Below are 15,312 nucleotides of genomic sequence, written 5' to 3' on the forward strand. Positions count from 1 at the left end.
ATGTTAACTCTCTCTTCTGTCTGTAAAAAAGCCAATATCTTCTGCCATTTGTTTTCATCTAAAAAAACCAACTTCATCCTCTTTCCTCTATAAATTATTCTCTCTATCCTAACATAAGATCAACACGACCTAGGACAATGCCGAGAAGCCCTAATCCTTTAGACTGATCCTGAAGCTTTACAGCGAAGCGATAGGTGTAGCGCTCCTGGCCTTGAATCATTTCCTTACCTTCGAATTGGCAAAACCCTTGCCGCTCTACGTCGGATAGAACTTGAGAGGTGTACTCCGGCCAGTGGGGATGTTGCTGAGCCACCTCCTCCAGAGAAGTACCCACCAGAGAAGTACCCAGCAGATCGCCAAACCAGGCGCGGTCGGTGGCATTTTGCAAAATTAGCACTCCCTGGGGATCCCTGGCCCACACCGCCAATGGCAGGGCATCCAACAAGGTGCGCAGTTGGGCCTCCCGCAGCCGCAGGTTTTCTTCCAACTGTTTCTTCTCGGTAATGTCTCGGCCCACGCCGCGAATAAACTGCAAGCGGCCCCGCCGGTCAAAAATGCCTTGGTTGATCCACTCAAACCACCGCACCTGCCCCGACGCATCCGATACCCTGCCAACTCGGGTGAAGGTAGGCTGCTGAGGGGTAAGGTGGGCTATCTTTTGCCGCACCTGCTCTTGCTCTTCTGCCGGCAGCACGTCGATCCAGCGCCTGCCCCGCCAATCCCCCAAGATTTTCTGGCAAGCTTCGTTACATTCCACCACCGTCGTATCTGCACGCGCCAGCATGATGACATCGGGAAAACCCACCTGATCCCGCTGCAGCCAGCGCTTTTGCCAGTACATCACCACGGCCAGTGAGGATCCCCAAAGGAGCAGCCAAAGCCATCCGGGCAGAGTGTTCCAGTTGAGTAAGGTAAGCAGGTTGACCAGATCCCAGGAGGCGCTCATGAAGGTTGTCGATTAAGTTAAGTTTAGAAAGTGTCAAGGAGTACGCTGCTTTTCGGTAGCATTTCTAACCCAGGATCAAGCACTGTGCCAACAATTCCCCATCTCCCCGAAAACTCCCCGAAAAGGAGAGCAAAGTTTGAGTCTACTGGAACGGTGGGGCAGTATCCTCGAAAAGGGGGCTTTCAGGGTGAAGAGTTGTTTCTTAGGTTTCCTGAGTGTTCGGATAGATAGTTCTGAATCCAGCGCACCAGCCGCTGAGAGAGCACGAAAGCTTCTGGTTCGTCCCCTTTGATGCCGACTTGGCTGCTAAAGCAGGCGATGACCTCCTCGTTCAGCTCCGGTTTAGAAGGATCGCTGTGAAACTGCAGCCGCACTTGGCTTTGGACCTGAAAACTCTCTTGAGCTTGGTTATCCAAAACTTCCTGACCCACTCGATGCAGCCGCACTCCTTGCAACTGAGCCAAGGGATAGGAAAACACCTGCTGCCGCCAAATCCCCCAAGGGCCACGCAGGTGGGTCAGGGTCACCACCTGCCTCTCTCGATCTAGGCTCAAGATCTGGCCTAGCCCCCAAGGGATCCCAGCCCACAGGCCCATCCCCACAGCCACCAAACCCAACAGCGGCGAACGAGCCCACAGTTGGGATCCCACAATCAGCAGCACCAAGCCTGCTGCCGCCCGCCAAGCCAGTTGCTGGGAAGTGAACCGTTGTAGGGCAATGCGCAGCCGTTTGGGATTGCGCTCCAGAACCTGCGGATAGACCGGTGCCATGAAATGGGATCCCACTGCTTAGGCTAGCTTAACAGGGGTTGCTTTTCCCTAGGCGCTGAAGGCATCTTATCCGGGCATTGCGTTGGTGAAAAACTACAACTCCGGCTCGGCAAAAAACTCTGATAAATCCAGCGCAAATCCAGGGATCACCTCTCCACCTTCCAGGATGTCGCCGGGTTTCTTCAATGCTTCAGGCTCAGGCCGGCGATAGACCAGAACGTATTTCTCTTCAGGATGAATGATCCAGACCAGCCGGGATCCATTCTCAAAATACTCAACGAGCCTATCATGGATCTCTCCAACGGTGTTGGCATCGGAGAGAACTTCTACAGCCAAGTCTGGGGATCCCTCAATATAACCCCTTGGGATCCCGCCCAGAGATTGCAGTCGTTCTTTGGAAAAAAAAGAACAATCCGGAGAGCGGCGATTACCGGATTTCATTTTGAAGGAAGTATCGGAATCGAAGGTAAATCCAATCCTTTGACTGCGAACGTAGGAGCCCAGAATGATGTGAATCAAACTTACGTAGTACCCATGCTTTGCACCTGCCGAGCCCACGGTAACCAGTTCTCCGTTCACAACCTCATAGCGATTGCCATCCTCCGGTAAAGCCATAAACTCTTCGTCAGTCCAAATTTTTCGAGAAGCTGCCGGAGAACTATCAGCAGGTGCCTCGGCCAATTTTTCTCTTTCCAAAACCTCGACCATCATGACCTCCGCAATGAAAAACGGCTAAACCAACCAAGGGAGCCGGTCTGGGGTCAACACATCGTAAACTACCCGACCCTGACTGCTTCGCAGTACAGGGCGGGCTTAAGGCCTCCGGCCCGCTGGCGCGAACGGTAGCCCTGCAGTTGGCAAGCCAACCACGAACCTCTAGGCTGGTTTACAGCAGCCCCCAAAAGCGCAATCACATTCGCACCATTCAAATCCGCATCCCCTTCCCATCCACAGTGCCCACACTTGAACGACTTGCCACTGCGATAGGATTGCGCAGGATCGGGATGGATGTGCAAACACTTGTGGCAGGTCTGCGACGTGTAGGCGGGCGGCACAAGAATCAGAGAAACCCCTGCAACTCTCGCCTTGTATTCCAGAAACTGGCGTAGCTGGTAGAACGCCCAACTGTTGGCCCTGCGCCTTTCGGTTTTGCTGCGTGGCTGTTGATTGACCCTTTCCCGGATCCCTGTCAGGTCTTCCAGAGCAATAGCGCTGTTGGTAGCTTTTGCCCTAGAGACAATAGCTTTGGAGATGCGATGATTGACCCACACTTGAAAGCGTCTCTCCTTGCCAGACAGCCGTTGCAACAGTTCTCTGCATCTGCGCCGCGAACTGCGTGTGCCCTTACTGGCTTTGCGTTGGAGTACCGCCCTCAACCGGGAGTAGTGGTCTCGGACTCTGTTCAACTGCTGTCCATTCCAGTTGTCCCCCTCTGACGTATGGGCAATATCTGTCCTTCCAAAGTCCACCCCGATCACCCTGTCGGTATCTTGTTGCTTGGGCGGGTTTTTCTCTACGCAAATCTGGATGTAGTAGGAGCCGTCCTTCCGCTGGACTAGGGTGGCCGATTTGGGGTTAGAACCAGCCAGCATCCCACGCTGGTAGTTGCTAATGGCTAGTTCAAAGCGTTCTCTCCCTTCCACCGTGGTCAGCGACACCGTCCAGTCTTTCTCGCGGAATGAAAAGATACGTGCATCGTAGGTAACGAACCTACGCTTGAACTCTTTAACCGGACGGTTGCGCTGTCTCGCCACTTTGCGAGCGCCCGCCACCCGTCTGCACACCTGTTGAGCCAAGTTACTGGACAAGCCGAACCGAGCTCGAATCTCGTAGTAGCAAAGGGATTGCAGTTTGACCGCGTTGACGATCTTCTCCGGCGTGTTCTGGTTGACCCAGTTCAATGCCTGCACAAAGACATCCATCGTCGCGTCCAATTTGGCGGCTTGTGACGGGAACGCCTTGAGCTTACAGGATATGGTCAGGACTTGGCTCATAAGTTCATTGTACTTCATCAAAGCGCATTTCTCCCGGCACTGACCCTACGGGTACAGTGCGGGGCTCCTGCGATTTCTAGCTGAAGAGCGATCTGCACGCCCGGTAAGAAGTCAGCAAGCTGCCCTGAGGGATCCCCTTATTTAGGATCCACCAGGGATCCCATGAACAACACGGTTTGGGCCGCTGGGTTGCCGCCGGATCCGGAGGCCACAATGGCAAACCAGAAGGGCCGATCTGCCACAAATTGAAAGGGCTCTTGCCGGTCGACAGCAGTCCGGGAGACGATCACCCCAGTAGCGGCTGCCGCCTCGGATCCCTCTTCGTTCACTTCAATTGCTGCTTTGTGCAGGACTCTGCTGATCCGCGCTGGCTCTGGGGTCATCTGGCTGAAGTCGGCTCGGTTGGAAAAGGCAATCCCCAGGCCCAACTGTTGTAGAACTGAAGTGAGATCCGTTTCATAAGCCAATTCAAATCTCGGGATCCGTACCGAACCGGCACGGGGGCGCAGGGATCCCGTCCATTCTTGCCAAGTTTCCGGGCTCAGCTCTGCCCGCAGCGATTCCAGCTTCACTCCCTTCTTGGGCAGCAGGATCAGCATTTCCAGTTCTCCTTCCCCGTAGGGCAGGCTCACCACCTGCAACTGCTCGGTTTCCAGGTAGTCGTAACGACCTGATTGAACCATCATGGGTACTCGGACGCGGCGGCCATCCAACCGAGTAAAGGGCTGAGTTTGGGTGCGCTCCGGATCGAAGGGCTGAGTCCACTCGCCTTTGAAGTAGATGGCATTGAGCAAAACCATCAAATCCTCGCGGCTGAGGCGATCCACAATGCGGTTGATCTTGCCCTGGGTGCGCTCGGCCACCCAGCCGTTGATCTGGTTCACCGTTTGCCGGGATCCCAAATTCACCCGATTCACCACCGCTTGGTAGTAGGTGGCCAAAGCCTGCAAAAACTGGGGCTGTAAGGTGAGGGTTTGATCCACCCAGAGGCCGTTGGCCATTTGCACCTGGACTGGCCCTCCTGCCGGGGATCCCTCCGCCAGCCAGCCCACCATTTGGGCATTGCTCCAGTTCAACTCATTGAGGGAAAGGTCCTGTGCCTCCAGCACCTCGGCCATTGCCGTTTGAGTCTCCCCAGAGGCGCCGTTGTAGAGCATGCTCAGGGCCAGGCGGATGCTCAAGGGGGAGAAAAAGAGGTTCTCTTGGGGCTGCTGACGGAGCAGGTGATCAAACAGTTTCAGCGCAAAGCGGCTTTGGGCTTGTTGGGCCACGGTCTTTTCCCCATACCCTTCCCCATAGGTCACCGTTGGCTCAAAGGGAATCCGCACCGGGGTTTCCTGTGAACGGGATCCCATCCCGTGAGTGGGCCAGAGGCCCAGGCTCAGTAAACCCAGCAGAGCCAGAAGAGGGATCCGGCTCACCGAGGATCTATTGAATCTATTGAAATTGAAATTGAAAGGGTCTTTCATACGGCTCTCCTGGCAGGGTGGGGAACGATAAAGTCTATGGCTATGCTATCGGGTCGGTTGTGGGCTGCCCTTGCCCAGGGCCGCCATTCCGGCTGCGCTCAAGGGGGAAAAGCACAGGCCGCTTCCGGCAAGCAAGAATTGGCAAGGCTCTCCCAGGGGGGAACTTCCTGCGTCTGGCTGGTCAAGTCGCAGCAGCAGCGTCTGGCGCGATAGGATGAAGCCTGCACAGGAGAGTGCCACATGGTTCTGTTCACGATACACGTTCCAAAAGGGTGCAGAGTCGCCTTGGGCCTGGCTCTACTGCTCCTGGGATCCGGCTTGGGATGTACTGCTGCCACGGAGAGATCTCCCGCCTCACAAACTCAGGTAACCGAAGCCATCTCTCCATCCCCCCCAGCCATAGGGCAGCCCCAGCAACTGCCGGTTGAAGCCGAAGTCACCCTTGCCGGCCAACGCTTTGAGCTAGAGGTGGCCCGCACCCCTGAGCAACAGCGCTTGGGCCTGATGTTTCGCACCGATTTGCCGCCGGATCGGGGCATGTGGTTTCCCTTTGATCCGCCCCAGCCAGCTTCTTTTTGGATGTTCAACACCCTGATCAACCTGGACATCATTTTCCTTCACCAAGGCAAGGTGGTGTACATTGCCGCCGATGTGCCCGGCTGCCCCGCCCAACCCTGCCCCACCTATGGGCCGCCTCCTTCCCAGTTGGTGGACGGTGTGCTGGAGTTCCGTGGCGGGACGGCTGCTGCTTTGGGTTTGGCCGTTGGAGATCCGGTCGAGATCCGAGAGCTTCAGCCCGCAGCCCCTTGATCTCTCCCTCCCTTGGGGACAAGGAAGACGGGCTCGAAGATGATCTTTTGAAGAATTTTTGCGATGATTTTTGAGAGTCGCCAACTGAGTCCATAAAAGAGGCGACCGCGAGCTCAGGATTGGTTTGGCCACCGCAAGCGAGTCTATGGATGTCAGCAGCGTAAGTCATTGGATAGGGGTGGGGGCTGTCGCCCTAGCCTCCATCCTTTGGGCTGAGATCGTGCGGGATGTGCGCCATTGGCTGGCCCACCGGTGGCCCTGGCTGATGCCCAAACACATCCTGCACCACCGCCTGTTCCGCCCCGACCTTAGCGTGGTGGATGCACAGCTGTACCGAGAATCCCAGTGGCACCACGACGTTCCCGAAGCGGCGACGATGATCCTGGCCGGGATCCCTTGGGTGGTGGTATTGGGCCAGGGATCCCTGCTGTACGGCCTGGCGGCAGCGGTGGGGGTGGTCTACTCGGCCAGTTTCTGGGTGGCTGGTATGCTGCGGGGTTGGGGGCTGGCCCTGCAGACGGATATCACCCACCAGCCGGGGCCTTTCCCCGTTCCTCCCAGCCAATGGCATGTCAACCGCGCCTACCACTGGCGGCACCACTTCGACGATACCAACGCCTATTTTTGCGGCACCCTGACTCTCGTAGATCGGCTCATGGGCACCAGTCTCTCCTTGAAAGGCAAGCGAGTAGCCGTCACCGGCGCCTCCGGCACCCTGGGCCGGGCCTTGCTCAAGCATTTTCACCAGCAGGGGGCCAAAGTCATCGCCCTCAGCTCCCATTCGGATTCGGTTCACATCGAAGTGGACGGCCAGATCCAGCCGGTGGAGACCGTTCGCTGGCAGGTGGGGCAAGAGGGATCCCTGGCAGAGCTGCTGGAGCGGGTGGATATCTTGGTGCTCAACCACGGCCTGAACGTCCACAGGCAACGGGATCCCGAGTCTGTCCGCCAGTCCTATGCCGTCAACACTTTCTCCAGTTGGCGCCTAATGGAGCTGTTCTTCCAGACGGTGCGCGGCAACCCTGAGATGGCCACCAAAGAGGTGTGGGTGAACACCTCAGAGGCTGAGGCTAGCCCTGCTTTCAGTCCCCTCTACGAGCTCTCCAAGCGGGCCCTAGGCGATCTGGTTACTCTGCGCCGCCTCGATGCTCCCTGCACAGTGCGCAAGCTCATCCTCGGCCCCTTCAAGAGCAAGCTCAATCCCATCGGGGTTATGTCGGGAGATTGGGTGGCCGCTCAGATCTTGGCCCAGGCCAAACGAGACTGCCGCAACATCATCGTCACCATCAACCCCCTGACCTACTTGCTTTTCCCCCTGAAAGAGCTGGCTGTGAGCACTTATTTCCGCTTGTTTAGCCGTCGGTCTCCCCAGCCAGGGATCCCTGCCCCCAACCCAGATCCTGCAGGTGGGGCCGAGTCCGGTGATTTGCCTTTGGTTTAGTTAAAAGGAACTAGATCCCAACCCGTTCCATAGCTCTATGGCATTGGGCGCAAAAGTGGAGTAAGACAAGAGCAGGTTCCTTGGCGTGCCAATGGGAACTTTTGGGGAGCGAGAGTGCCCTCCTTGGGTTTGCAGAAATACAGCAGTTCGATCCCTGATGAGCGTTGGGTGTGAGGAGTAGGAGTGAGCGTGAACATGGTGCGACAGTGGGTGAGCGCAGTACTCTGCGTGGTGGGTGGATCGTTGATGTCGGGGCTTTTGTCCGGCTGTGCCATCCCGATGCCTTCGGCATCTGCGGGAGTTTCTGAAGTCCAAGTGCGCTTGGTGCATGTGGCCCCCAATGCCCCTCGGATCGACTTGGAAGTGGGAGGGGTGAGAGCTGCTCGGGGCATAGCCTATGGCTCGGTGAGCGAGTACGTGCGCATACCGGCGGGCGAGTACGACATTGTTTTGTTTTCAACGCCTGAGAACCCTGGCCAGCCTGCGAGTTCTGCGGTTGCGGCCAGAACCGTAGCCAATCTCAGGGGCGGGGGAGTATTCTCGGTGGTTGCTGCCAACGAGCCGAATCGCATGACGGCCCTGGTGCTGGAAGACAACATCCATCCGCCCTTTGATCAAGCCCTGGTGCGGTTTGTCCACGCTGCCCCTGATGCGCCGGCCCTGCAATGGCAAGGGGAGCAAGGGCGGGTACTGCTGCCCCAGTTGGCGTTTGGACAAGTATCCACCTTTCAAGCTATGCGCCCCGGCTTTACCCAAATTCAAGTGGCCATAGCCCCTTCAGCCTCCGCGCCAGGTGTGCAGTCGGCTCCCAGCCGGAGCATTCCCCTGCAGCGGTTTGACCTGCAGCTGGAGGCGGGGAAAGTCTATACCCTCTATGTAGCGGGATTGTTGCGCAGCAATCCGGCCCTAAGCCTGGTGCTGGCAGAGGAAACTCGAGCTCGCAGGCTCCTATAGCCAAGGTGTTTCGGTCTCTCTTCTCCTTACACTGAGTTAAGGAATACCTCAGGGTGGGGGCAGATAGGGAATATGCTCTGTGGTGGAGCAGGCCAATGCCGTTGGCGTTCTCCGCTGCCAATATGATCTTACAAGGATCTCAGAATCCTAACATGCGGTGCGAAGCACTAGGGGATGCAGCCTGTGGATGCTTTGTTTCAAGTTGTGGTGCTGAATCAAACCCCAGATCCAGAACGGGTCATCTACCAGGCAATGCACCAGGATTACAGCCCTGATTTTGTCACCTCAGAAAGCCGGATCCCGGAAAAGTATGGAGAGGCCGTGGTGCGGCATTTGCTGGAGGGCAACCGTGGCCACTATGGGCCTCTAGAGCATCCTCAGATCACCTTTGGGGTGGGCTATTTTCCCCACGCCGTCATGCAACAGGCCCGTACTCATCGGGTGGGAATTTCTTTTGATGTTCAATCCTTCCGATATACAGGCCAGCAAATTGCCGATTTGGGCAAAAAGCTCTTGTTCGCGTCAGCGGTGCGGAGCACAACCGAGACTGCTGCTCCTGTTGGCGAGACCGGCTACGGTTGCGTCAGCGATCGCGTCAGCGGGCCGGAGGCCTATCGCGACAGCGGTGCGGAGCACATTGCGGAGCACAGTGGCGGGACGGAGTCCTCCTTGTCTTTGCAAGAGCTGGAAACTTTGTTTTACGTTCCTGCCAGCGTCAAGGAGGGCAAAGCCAAAACCCGCCAGGGCTGCAAGCCCATCTCCCCCGCAGCTTTGGATATCATTCTTGCGCAATATCGCAGCCAGGCCATTGCTTATTATCGCCTGGTAGAAGAGTGCGGATTGCCCTATGAAGATGCCCGTAACATCATTGGCTACGGGATCCGACAACACTTCGTGGTCTCTTTCAATTGCCGTAGTCTAATGCATTTTTTGGATTTACGAGCCAAAGAAGATGCTCAACGAGAAATTCAACATCTGTGTGAACTGATTTGGCCCCACTTTGAAGCGTGGTGTCCCCACGTGGCGGCCTGGTATCGTAAGCATCGCTGGGGAAAGGCTCGATTATCCCCCTAAACTTAGTTTAGATAGATATGCTCTGCTAACCCCTTCTGCGGCTAATCCTGTTTTTGATCTTTTGTTGGGTTACGGGTATGGATCCCGAAGCTTATGAGCAAATGGCAGGCTTGGAAGACCGGCATTGGTGGTTTTTGGGTCGCCGTCACATTCTGAGTCGGGTTATTGGATCCCTGTCGCTTCCCCCCTCTGCTTATATTTTGGAAGCTGGCTGTGGTAGCGGCGGCAACCTGGAGATGTTGTCCAGATTTGGCAAAGTTTGGGCTATGGAAAAGAGTGAAATTGCACTGCCGCTGGCCCAAGCTCGCGGTATTGGGATCGTGGCAGAGGGGGAGTTGCCAAACCAGATCCCCTTTGGTTCTCAACGATTTGATTTGATTGCTTTGCTGGATGTGCTGGAGCATCTGGAGAATGACAAAGAAGCTCTCCTAGCCCTCAGTCAAAGGTTAACCCCATCTGGCTACTTAGTTGTAACTGTTCCGGCTTATCCGTGGCTGTGGAGTTTACATGATGAGCTTAATCATCACAAGAGACGATATACCCGCGGGCAACTTTTGTCGTTGCTTAAAAGCTCAGGTCTAGAAGTTTATACCCTTGTTTTCTTCAACAGTTTTCTTTTCCCAATCATTTCAGGGATCCGCATAATGCAGAAAGTGCTTCGCCTGAGGGAAAGCCAAGATCTGAAAATGCCGCCGCTTTGGCTCAATCGACTGCTGACGGGTATTTTTGCTGCAGAAGCCTATCTGATACCTAAGTTTTCTCTGCCCTTTGGTGTATCTCTGCTGGCAGTAGCCGGCCCGGCAACGAAATCGTAGTATCCTGTCATCATTGCTGTTCTCAGACTGCACTTTGATCATTGCTTAAACTCTCATGTTTCGACATCCAATGTCTGCAATTCTGGTAGTTTCTACAACAGCCTTTTCCGAAGGTACTTAACCCACTCAACAGGGATTTTTATCTCTTGCATGATGAGGATCCCAATTACTTAAAGAACTTATTTTGTGTCAGCAGCATGAAGTCCTTTGAAGCTGGGAAGGGCCGTCAATAGAATTATCTGGTGAGGGCTACCCATTCAAGTTTTGGTCAACACTGATCTTGTCCAATAGCCTCAGATGCACAATCTTTTCTGTAAGATTGTCAACAGTCTTGATGCCGAAGGAGATAACCCTTGGCCGAACGCGGCTATAAAACTCGTCTGGATCTGCATCGTTTGTGGGTGCCCTTGGCCTGTTTTGGCGATGGCCTTTGTATTTGGTTGGCCTTTGGGGCGGGCTACTGGCTGCGCAGCTTGCGTCCTCATCAGCTCTTGCCTTGGGATGTCTACGCGGCCTTGGGATTGTTGACCGCCCTCAGTTATTGGGGCATTCAGGCGGGCTTAGGCGGATACGGTGAGTCGAAGCGCTTGTCTCGCTTTGAAGAATGGGCCAGTTTGCTGGTGGGGTTGGGATTGACGTTTGGTTTGGTGCTGGCAGGGGCCTTTTTCGTTCGCTCGGTCTCTTTGTCGCGGCTGGTGGTGGGCTACGCCGGCTTGTTGGCTCTGCTGAGTTTGACTTTGGTACGGGTGGGGTTGCGGCTGGGCATGGGCTGGTTGTGCTCTAGGGGCTACGGTCGGCGGCAGGTCATCTGGGTGGGATCCTGGTCGGTGTTGGCGGAAGTGTTGGAGCGATTGCAGCGATCCCCGCAGTTGGGCTTCCAGGTAGTCGCCTGGGCAGGCGTAGAGCAAGGCTCTTTTGAGGAAGATCTCCCATCTCAAAATGGGGATCCCTGTCAAGATTCATATCCAGTACTAAACACCGCCCGCCCTACCTCTGGCGGGGTTGAGTCTGCCGACAGGACTCTGTCCGGCTCATCCCGAGGAACCCTCTCCTGCTTGTGCAGTCAGCTTGAGCCTTCCTGGTCGGCTCTTGAGCGTCTGGATCTGGTCCATTTGATTGCCTATCTGCAAGCCCACCCAGAAGTGCAGGAGGTGTGGTTTGGGCAACCGGAGCTGGCAACTGCTCCTCTGTTGCTCAGTTTGCAAACATTGTCGGTGCAGGTGCGCTTGGTGCCGGATATCTTAAGTTTTTTAACGGTGAACTTCAGCCTGCAGTCTCTCGACGGGATCCCGCTGCTAACTCTGCGTCAGCCCCCTTTGCGCTACGCCCACAACCGGTTCCTCAAGCGAGCTGTAGACATCCTAGGAGCTTCCCTGGGCCTGATCTTGCTTAGCCCTCTGTTTTTGATTATTGCCCTGCTGGTAGCCTGCAGCAGTCCTGGCCCCATTCTGTATTGGCAAGAGCGGGTGAGCTTGGACGGGCGTCGCTTTTGGATTGCCAAGTTCCGCACCATGCGAGTGGATGCTGAGGCAGCTGGCCAGCCGGGCTGGACGCGCCCCGGGGATCCGCGCCGAACCAAGATAGGAGCCTTTTTGCGCCGCACCAACCTGGACGAGCTGCCCCAACTGTGGAACGTCCTGAAAGGGGAAATGAGCCTAGTGGGCCCCCGCCCAGAGCGGCCCTACTTTGTCGAGCAGTTTAGCCAGGAGATCCCCAAGTATCCTGATCGGCATTTGGTGAAAAGCGGCCTCACCGGCTGGGCCCAGATCCACGGCCTGCGGGGAGATACCAGCATTGCCCGCCGCACCCAGTATGATCTCTACTATGTGCAAAACTGGTCGCTGTGGCTGGATCTGCGCATCCTGGCCATTACCCTCTGGCAAGGGATCCGCGGACGGCTGGCCGGATACTAGGGGTTAGCGTATGCCATTCTCCCCCCAAGAGCTGCTCTACGAGGGCAAGGCCAAGCGCATCTACCGCACTGCCGATCCCAGGGTTTATCTTTGCCAATACAAAGACGACGCCACGGCCTTCAACGCCCAAAAGCGGGGATCCATCGCCGGCAAGGGAGAGGTGAATTGCACCGTCTCCAGCCATGTGTTTGCCTACCTGGCGCAGCAAGGGATCCCCAACCATTTCTTGGCCCAAACCGGCCCCACCGAGATGCAGGTGCGAGCCTTGCACATCCTGCCTTTGGAAGTGGTGGTGCGCAACCGCACAGCGGGTAGCCTCTGCCGACGGCTGGGCCTGGAGCAGGGCCTTCCCATCGAGCCGCCGCTGGTGGAGTTCTATTACAAAAACGATGCCTTGGGGGATCCCTTGGTGACCCCAGATCACATCCGCCTATTGCAGTTGGCCACGCCGGAGCAGGTGGAGCGCTTGGGATCCCTGGCTTTGGCCATCAACAACCATCTGCAGGCTTTCTGGCGAAGCTGCCGCCTAGAGTTGGTGGACTTTAAGCTGGAGTTTGGCCTGGACGAGCAAGGGCAGATCTGGCTAGCGGATGAGATTAGCCCCGACACCTGCCGCCTTTGGGATCGGGGGGGATCCGAGCCGCGAGTGCTGGACAAGGATCTCTTTCGCTTTGATCTGGGGGATCCGGTGGCTGGCTACCAGGAGGTGTTGCAGCGGGTGCTTCAGGCAGTGGGATCCCAATTCCTTCTCTCCTAGAGGGAGAGGAGCCAGGGGTGAGGGACTATAATCGCCTCAGCGATCCCACTCCTTTAACGCCCGAGCCTCCTTTCGCTTGTCGGGATCCCGCCATGACCTCTCCCCGCCCCCCCTACCCCGGCGAGCGTTTCCGCCGCCAACTGGCCGACCTGCTGAACACCTGGGTGGAGCAGGGGTTGATTGAACCTGAGCAGCGGGATCGGCTGTGGGAGTACTACCAACTGGATAGCTTGCCCCGAGCGGCCGGCAGCCGTTTTGTCTTGGTGCTGCTACTGTTTGGCGCAGTTCTGGTAGGCCTGGGGGTGATCTCCTTCGTGGCGGCCAACTGGGCTGCCATTCCCCGCTGGGCAAGAGCCTGGGGGTGCTTGGCCCTCATGGTAGGGCTGCAGGTGGCTGGCTTCCAGGTTTGGCAGCAGGGATCCCGACGGCTGGGCAGCGCCCTGCTGATAGCCGGTGAACTGACCCTGGGAGCCTGTATTGGCCTGATGGCGCAGTGGGTTCAGCTTGGCGGATCCGCGGCAGGCCTGTTTTGGGCCTGGGGGATGGGCGGTTTGGCCATGGCCTACGGCTTGCGTCACAGCCCCAGTGGTGTACTGGCCTGCCTTCTGCTGGGCTTGGGGATGGTAGCCGACTTCGTGGATTGGGGGACTGTCAACTTCCTCTATCCTTGGTTGACCCTGGGCCTGCTGGTTCCTCTGGCCTATTGGTGTTGCTCTCGCTGGGTTTTTGCCCTGGCCGTGGTGAACTTTGGCCTGGCGTTGCAAGGGTTAGCCGAGCGTTTGGGCAGCTCTTTCCAAGGTTTAACCCTTTTGCATCTGCTTGGTGTTGCAGTTGTGTGGGGGTTGGGTCTGTGGCACCAACGCCATAAGCCTTGGCTAAGCCGGGTTTTAACTGAAGGAAGGGATCCAGAGCTTCCCGGCGAGCTGGAGCAAGGCTTGGATTTGGCCCCGACAGCCCAGAACTTGGCTCTGCTGGGGCTGGGTGTCCTGCTCTATGTCTGGAGCTTTGTCGGGACGTGGGTCGATCTTTCCGAGGATCCCCTCTGGAACGTTGGGGATCCCTGGGCGAGCTTGTCGGCAGTGGGGTTGCTGCTGCTGACGGGCTGGGGCTGGTGGCAGGGTTGGCAGGAGAAGAGATCCCAGCCCGTTTCGTCTTGGCTGAAGGATGCTGCTGTTCTGATTTCTCTGGTTGCCTTGGCGCTTTTGCTGGGGATCGGCAGCGCTGTGCCTTTGAACGTGACGGCAGGAGCAGCCTTGGTCCTCTTTGCCCCCTGGATAGTGACCTTGCTGTTGCTGGGGCTGTCAGCAGTGCTCTGCTGGGAAGGGCTACAGCAAGGGCGGCGGGGGCGCTTCTGGCAGGGACTGTTGGGGCTAACCCTGGTGGTGCTGACCCGCTTTTTCGAGTACCCAACCGGCCTGTTGGCCAAGTCGGCGGTGTTGGTGGCCTGTGGGATCGGGGTAATCTGGCTGGGGCTGAAATTTGAGCGGCGGATTTTCTCCCGTCTCTAATTCTTGCCCTTCTAGGAAGCCAAGCCCCGCTACATGATCAAGCAAAGGAAAAAGCTGGAATTGAGCTGGAATTCACAAGAATTTACAAAGTTTAAGGAACCTGCTTGTATTCCCCAATGTCTTTGCTAGTAAATTCTCAGCTTTGGCTTGAGCTGAGAAGGAAGTGGGCATCTCTATCAAGATTTGGAGAATACATAGGACTGCGTCTAGGCATTTTGGCTTTGCTACTTACGCCCCTTTGGGAGAGTGGTTTTCTTCCAGGTACTGCCTTGGCTCGAGATCATTTTTTGGTGGCTCAGGCTCCAGGGCCAGCCAGGCAGCCTATACCTGGCCCTGAAAGATTGAGCCCCTCCCCTCGATTAGCTCCCAGGTCTCCGGGAGAACCCTCAGAGGTTTTAGATGAGCTTTTCCGCCAGATTCCTTCCCCACCTTCGCCAAAACCTCTGCCTGGCCTTCCGTGCTCGAGACCCATGGTGTTGCGCTCAGTAACCCTCAGCGCTCCTCCGCCAAACCCTGCTTCCCCCCTGCCATCGGAGGTTCCACCCCAAATTTGGACAACTCTCCAGGGCCCTTTCGGGACAGTCAACTGGGGAGAGCCCCAAGCCAATAAACTCTTTGCTCATACCTTCCAATGGAGCCCCCCTTGTAAAACGGGCTGCCGGATGGGAGGCACCCTTACGTTTACCTATCGCAATAACTTGCAGGCAACAAGTAACACAACTCCTAATGCCGGGAACGACAAGTACTACCTATACAACGGCGGGACTTTAACTCAAGCGGGGTTTTTGTATACTTCCCCAAGTCCGCCTGGCCAAACCTTCACCAAAACTCTAACCCTCTCGCCGGCAGAGATTGCCAACA

General features: G+C 56.5%; 14 protein-coding genes and 1 pseudogene. 9 read left to right on the plus strand and 6 right to left on the minus strand.

The genetic code is table 11. The annotated features are described in order from the left end of the window. From ACVWZF_RS00005 to ACVWZF_RS00030, 6 genes and pseudogenes are all read right to left on the minus strand, one after another. A pseudogene (locus ACVWZF_RS00005) lies at nt 1-77 on the minus strand (IS5-like element ISSoc13 family transposase); the annotation flags it as partial. Between the two features lie 26 nt (nt 78-103). Next, entirely contained in the window at nt 104-946 is an 843-nt protein-coding gene (locus ACVWZF_RS00010) for a PAS domain-containing protein (protein WP_457410542.1), read from the minus strand. Nucleotides 947-1,128: 182 nt separating this feature from the next. Then, nucleotides 1,129-1,716 carry a hypothetical protein gene (locus ACVWZF_RS00015; RefSeq protein ID WP_457410544.1) on the minus strand — a complete coding sequence of 196 codons (588 nt, stop codon included), beginning with the start codon at nt 1,714-1,716 and terminating at the stop codon, nt 1,129-1,131. Nucleotides 1,717-1,809: 93 nt separating this feature from the next. Continuing rightward, complete coding sequence (locus ACVWZF_RS00020) at nt 1,810-2,424, minus strand: Uma2 family endonuclease (protein ID WP_414350202.1); 615 nt, start codon at nt 2,422-2,424, stop codon at nt 1,810-1,812. A gap of 68 nt (nt 2,425-2,492) precedes the next feature. Continuing rightward, nucleotides 2,493-3,710, minus strand: coding sequence for an RNA-guided endonuclease InsQ/TnpB family protein (locus ACVWZF_RS00025; RefSeq protein ID WP_457410595.1), 1,218 nt, complete (start codon nt 3,708-3,710; stop codon nt 2,493-2,495). Nucleotides 3,711-3,847: 137 nt separating this feature from the next. Further along, entirely contained in the window at nt 3,848-5,131 is a 1,284-nt protein-coding gene (locus ACVWZF_RS00030) for a serpin family protein (RefSeq protein ID WP_457410546.1), read from the minus strand. A gap of 84 nt (nt 5,132-5,215) precedes the next feature. On the opposite strand from ACVWZF_RS00030, the gene ACVWZF_RS00035 reads away from it, so the two are divergent. The 9 genes from ACVWZF_RS00035 to ACVWZF_RS00075 all read left to right on the plus strand — a co-directional run bounded on the left by ACVWZF_RS00035 (nt 5,216) and on the right by ACVWZF_RS00075 (nt 14,451). After that, nucleotides 5,216-5,392 carry a hypothetical protein gene (locus ACVWZF_RS00035; protein ID WP_414380870.1) on the plus strand — a complete coding sequence of 59 codons (177 nt, stop codon included), beginning with the start codon at nt 5,216-5,218 and terminating at the stop codon, nt 5,390-5,392. A 72-nt stretch (nt 5,393-5,464) separates the two neighbouring features. Next, on the plus strand, nt 5,465-5,989 hold the full coding sequence (locus tag ACVWZF_RS00040) for a DUF192 domain-containing protein (RefSeq protein WP_414352063.1): 525 nt from the start codon (nt 5,465-5,467) through the stop codon (nt 5,987-5,989). A 145-nt stretch (nt 5,990-6,134) separates the two neighbouring features. Continuing rightward, entirely contained in the window at nt 6,135-7,430 is a 1,296-nt protein-coding gene (locus tag ACVWZF_RS00045) for a bifunctional sterol desaturase/short chain dehydrogenase (protein ID WP_457394349.1), read from the plus strand. A gap of 183 nt (nt 7,431-7,613) precedes the next feature. After that, on the plus strand, nt 7,614-8,384 hold the full coding sequence (locus ACVWZF_RS00050) for a DUF4397 domain-containing protein (protein WP_414388065.1): 771 nt from the start codon (nt 7,614-7,616) through the stop codon (nt 8,382-8,384). Between the two features lie 174 nt (nt 8,385-8,558). Continuing rightward, entirely contained in the window at nt 8,559-9,458 is a 900-nt protein-coding gene (locus tag ACVWZF_RS00055; protein ID WP_041436581.1) for an FAD-dependent thymidylate synthase, read from the plus strand. 77 nt (nt 9,459-9,535) lie between these two features. Beyond that, a complete protein-coding gene (locus ACVWZF_RS00060) occupies nt 9,536-10,273 on the plus strand; it encodes a class I SAM-dependent methyltransferase (RefSeq protein ID WP_457394230.1) in 738 nt (245 codons plus the stop codon). 353 nt (nt 10,274-10,626) lie between these two features. Further along, nucleotides 10,627-12,186, plus strand: coding sequence for a sugar transferase (locus tag ACVWZF_RS00065; RefSeq protein WP_457410548.1), 1,560 nt, complete (start codon nt 10,627-10,629; stop codon nt 12,184-12,186). 10 nt (nt 12,187-12,196) lie between these two features. Further along, nucleotides 12,197-12,943 (plus strand): phosphoribosylaminoimidazolesuccinocarboxamide synthase, encoded by a 747-nt coding sequence (gene purC / locus ACVWZF_RS00070; RefSeq protein WP_457410550.1) that lies wholly within the window; start codon nt 12,197-12,199, stop codon nt 12,941-12,943. A gap of 17 nt (nt 12,944-12,960) precedes the next feature. Then, nucleotides 12,961-14,451: a DUF2157 domain-containing protein gene (locus tag ACVWZF_RS00075; protein ID WP_457410552.1), complete on the plus strand. Its 1,491-nt coding sequence runs from the start codon at nt 12,961-12,963 to the stop codon at nt 14,449-14,451. The last annotated feature ends 861 nt before the right edge of the window (nt 14,452-15,312 follow it).

The organism is Thermostichus sp. OS-CIW-30 (genome assembly GCF_054060215.1).

Excerpts from the sequence above, each read along its gene's own strand:
- ACVWZF_RS00055 (WP_041436581.1), top strand. The coding sequence starts at position 8,559 with ATGCAGCCTGTGGATGCTTTGTTTCAAGTTGTGGTGCTGAATCAAACC.
- ACVWZF_RS00060 (WP_457394230.1), top strand. The coding sequence starts at position 9,536 with ATGGATCCCGAAGCTTATGAGCAAATGGCAGGCTTGGAAGACCGGCAT.
- ACVWZF_RS00025 (WP_457410595.1), bottom strand. The coding sequence starts at position 3,710 with ATGAGCCAAGTCCTGACCATATCCTGTAAGCTCAAGGCGTTCCCGTCA.
- ACVWZF_RS00010 (WP_457410542.1), bottom strand. The coding sequence starts at position 946 with ATGAGCGCCTCCTGGGATCTGGTCAACCTGCTTACCTTACTCAACTGG.
- purC (WP_457410550.1), top strand. The coding sequence starts at position 12,197 with ATGCCATTCTCCCCCCAAGAGCTGCTCTACGAGGGCAAGGCCAAGCGC.
- ACVWZF_RS00015 (WP_457410544.1), bottom strand. The coding sequence starts at position 1,716 with ATGGCACCGGTCTATCCGCAGGTTCTGGAGCGCAATCCCAAACGGCTG.
- ACVWZF_RS00035 (WP_414380870.1), top strand. The coding sequence starts at position 5,216 with ATGGCTATGCTATCGGGTCGGTTGTGGGCTGCCCTTGCCCAGGGCCGC.
- ACVWZF_RS00045 (WP_457394349.1), top strand. The coding sequence starts at position 6,135 with ATGGATGTCAGCAGCGTAAGTCATTGGATAGGGGTGGGGGCTGTCGCC.
- ACVWZF_RS00020 (WP_414350202.1), bottom strand. The coding sequence starts at position 2,424 with ATGGTCGAGGTTTTGGAAAGAGAAAAATTGGCCGAGGCACCTGCTGAT.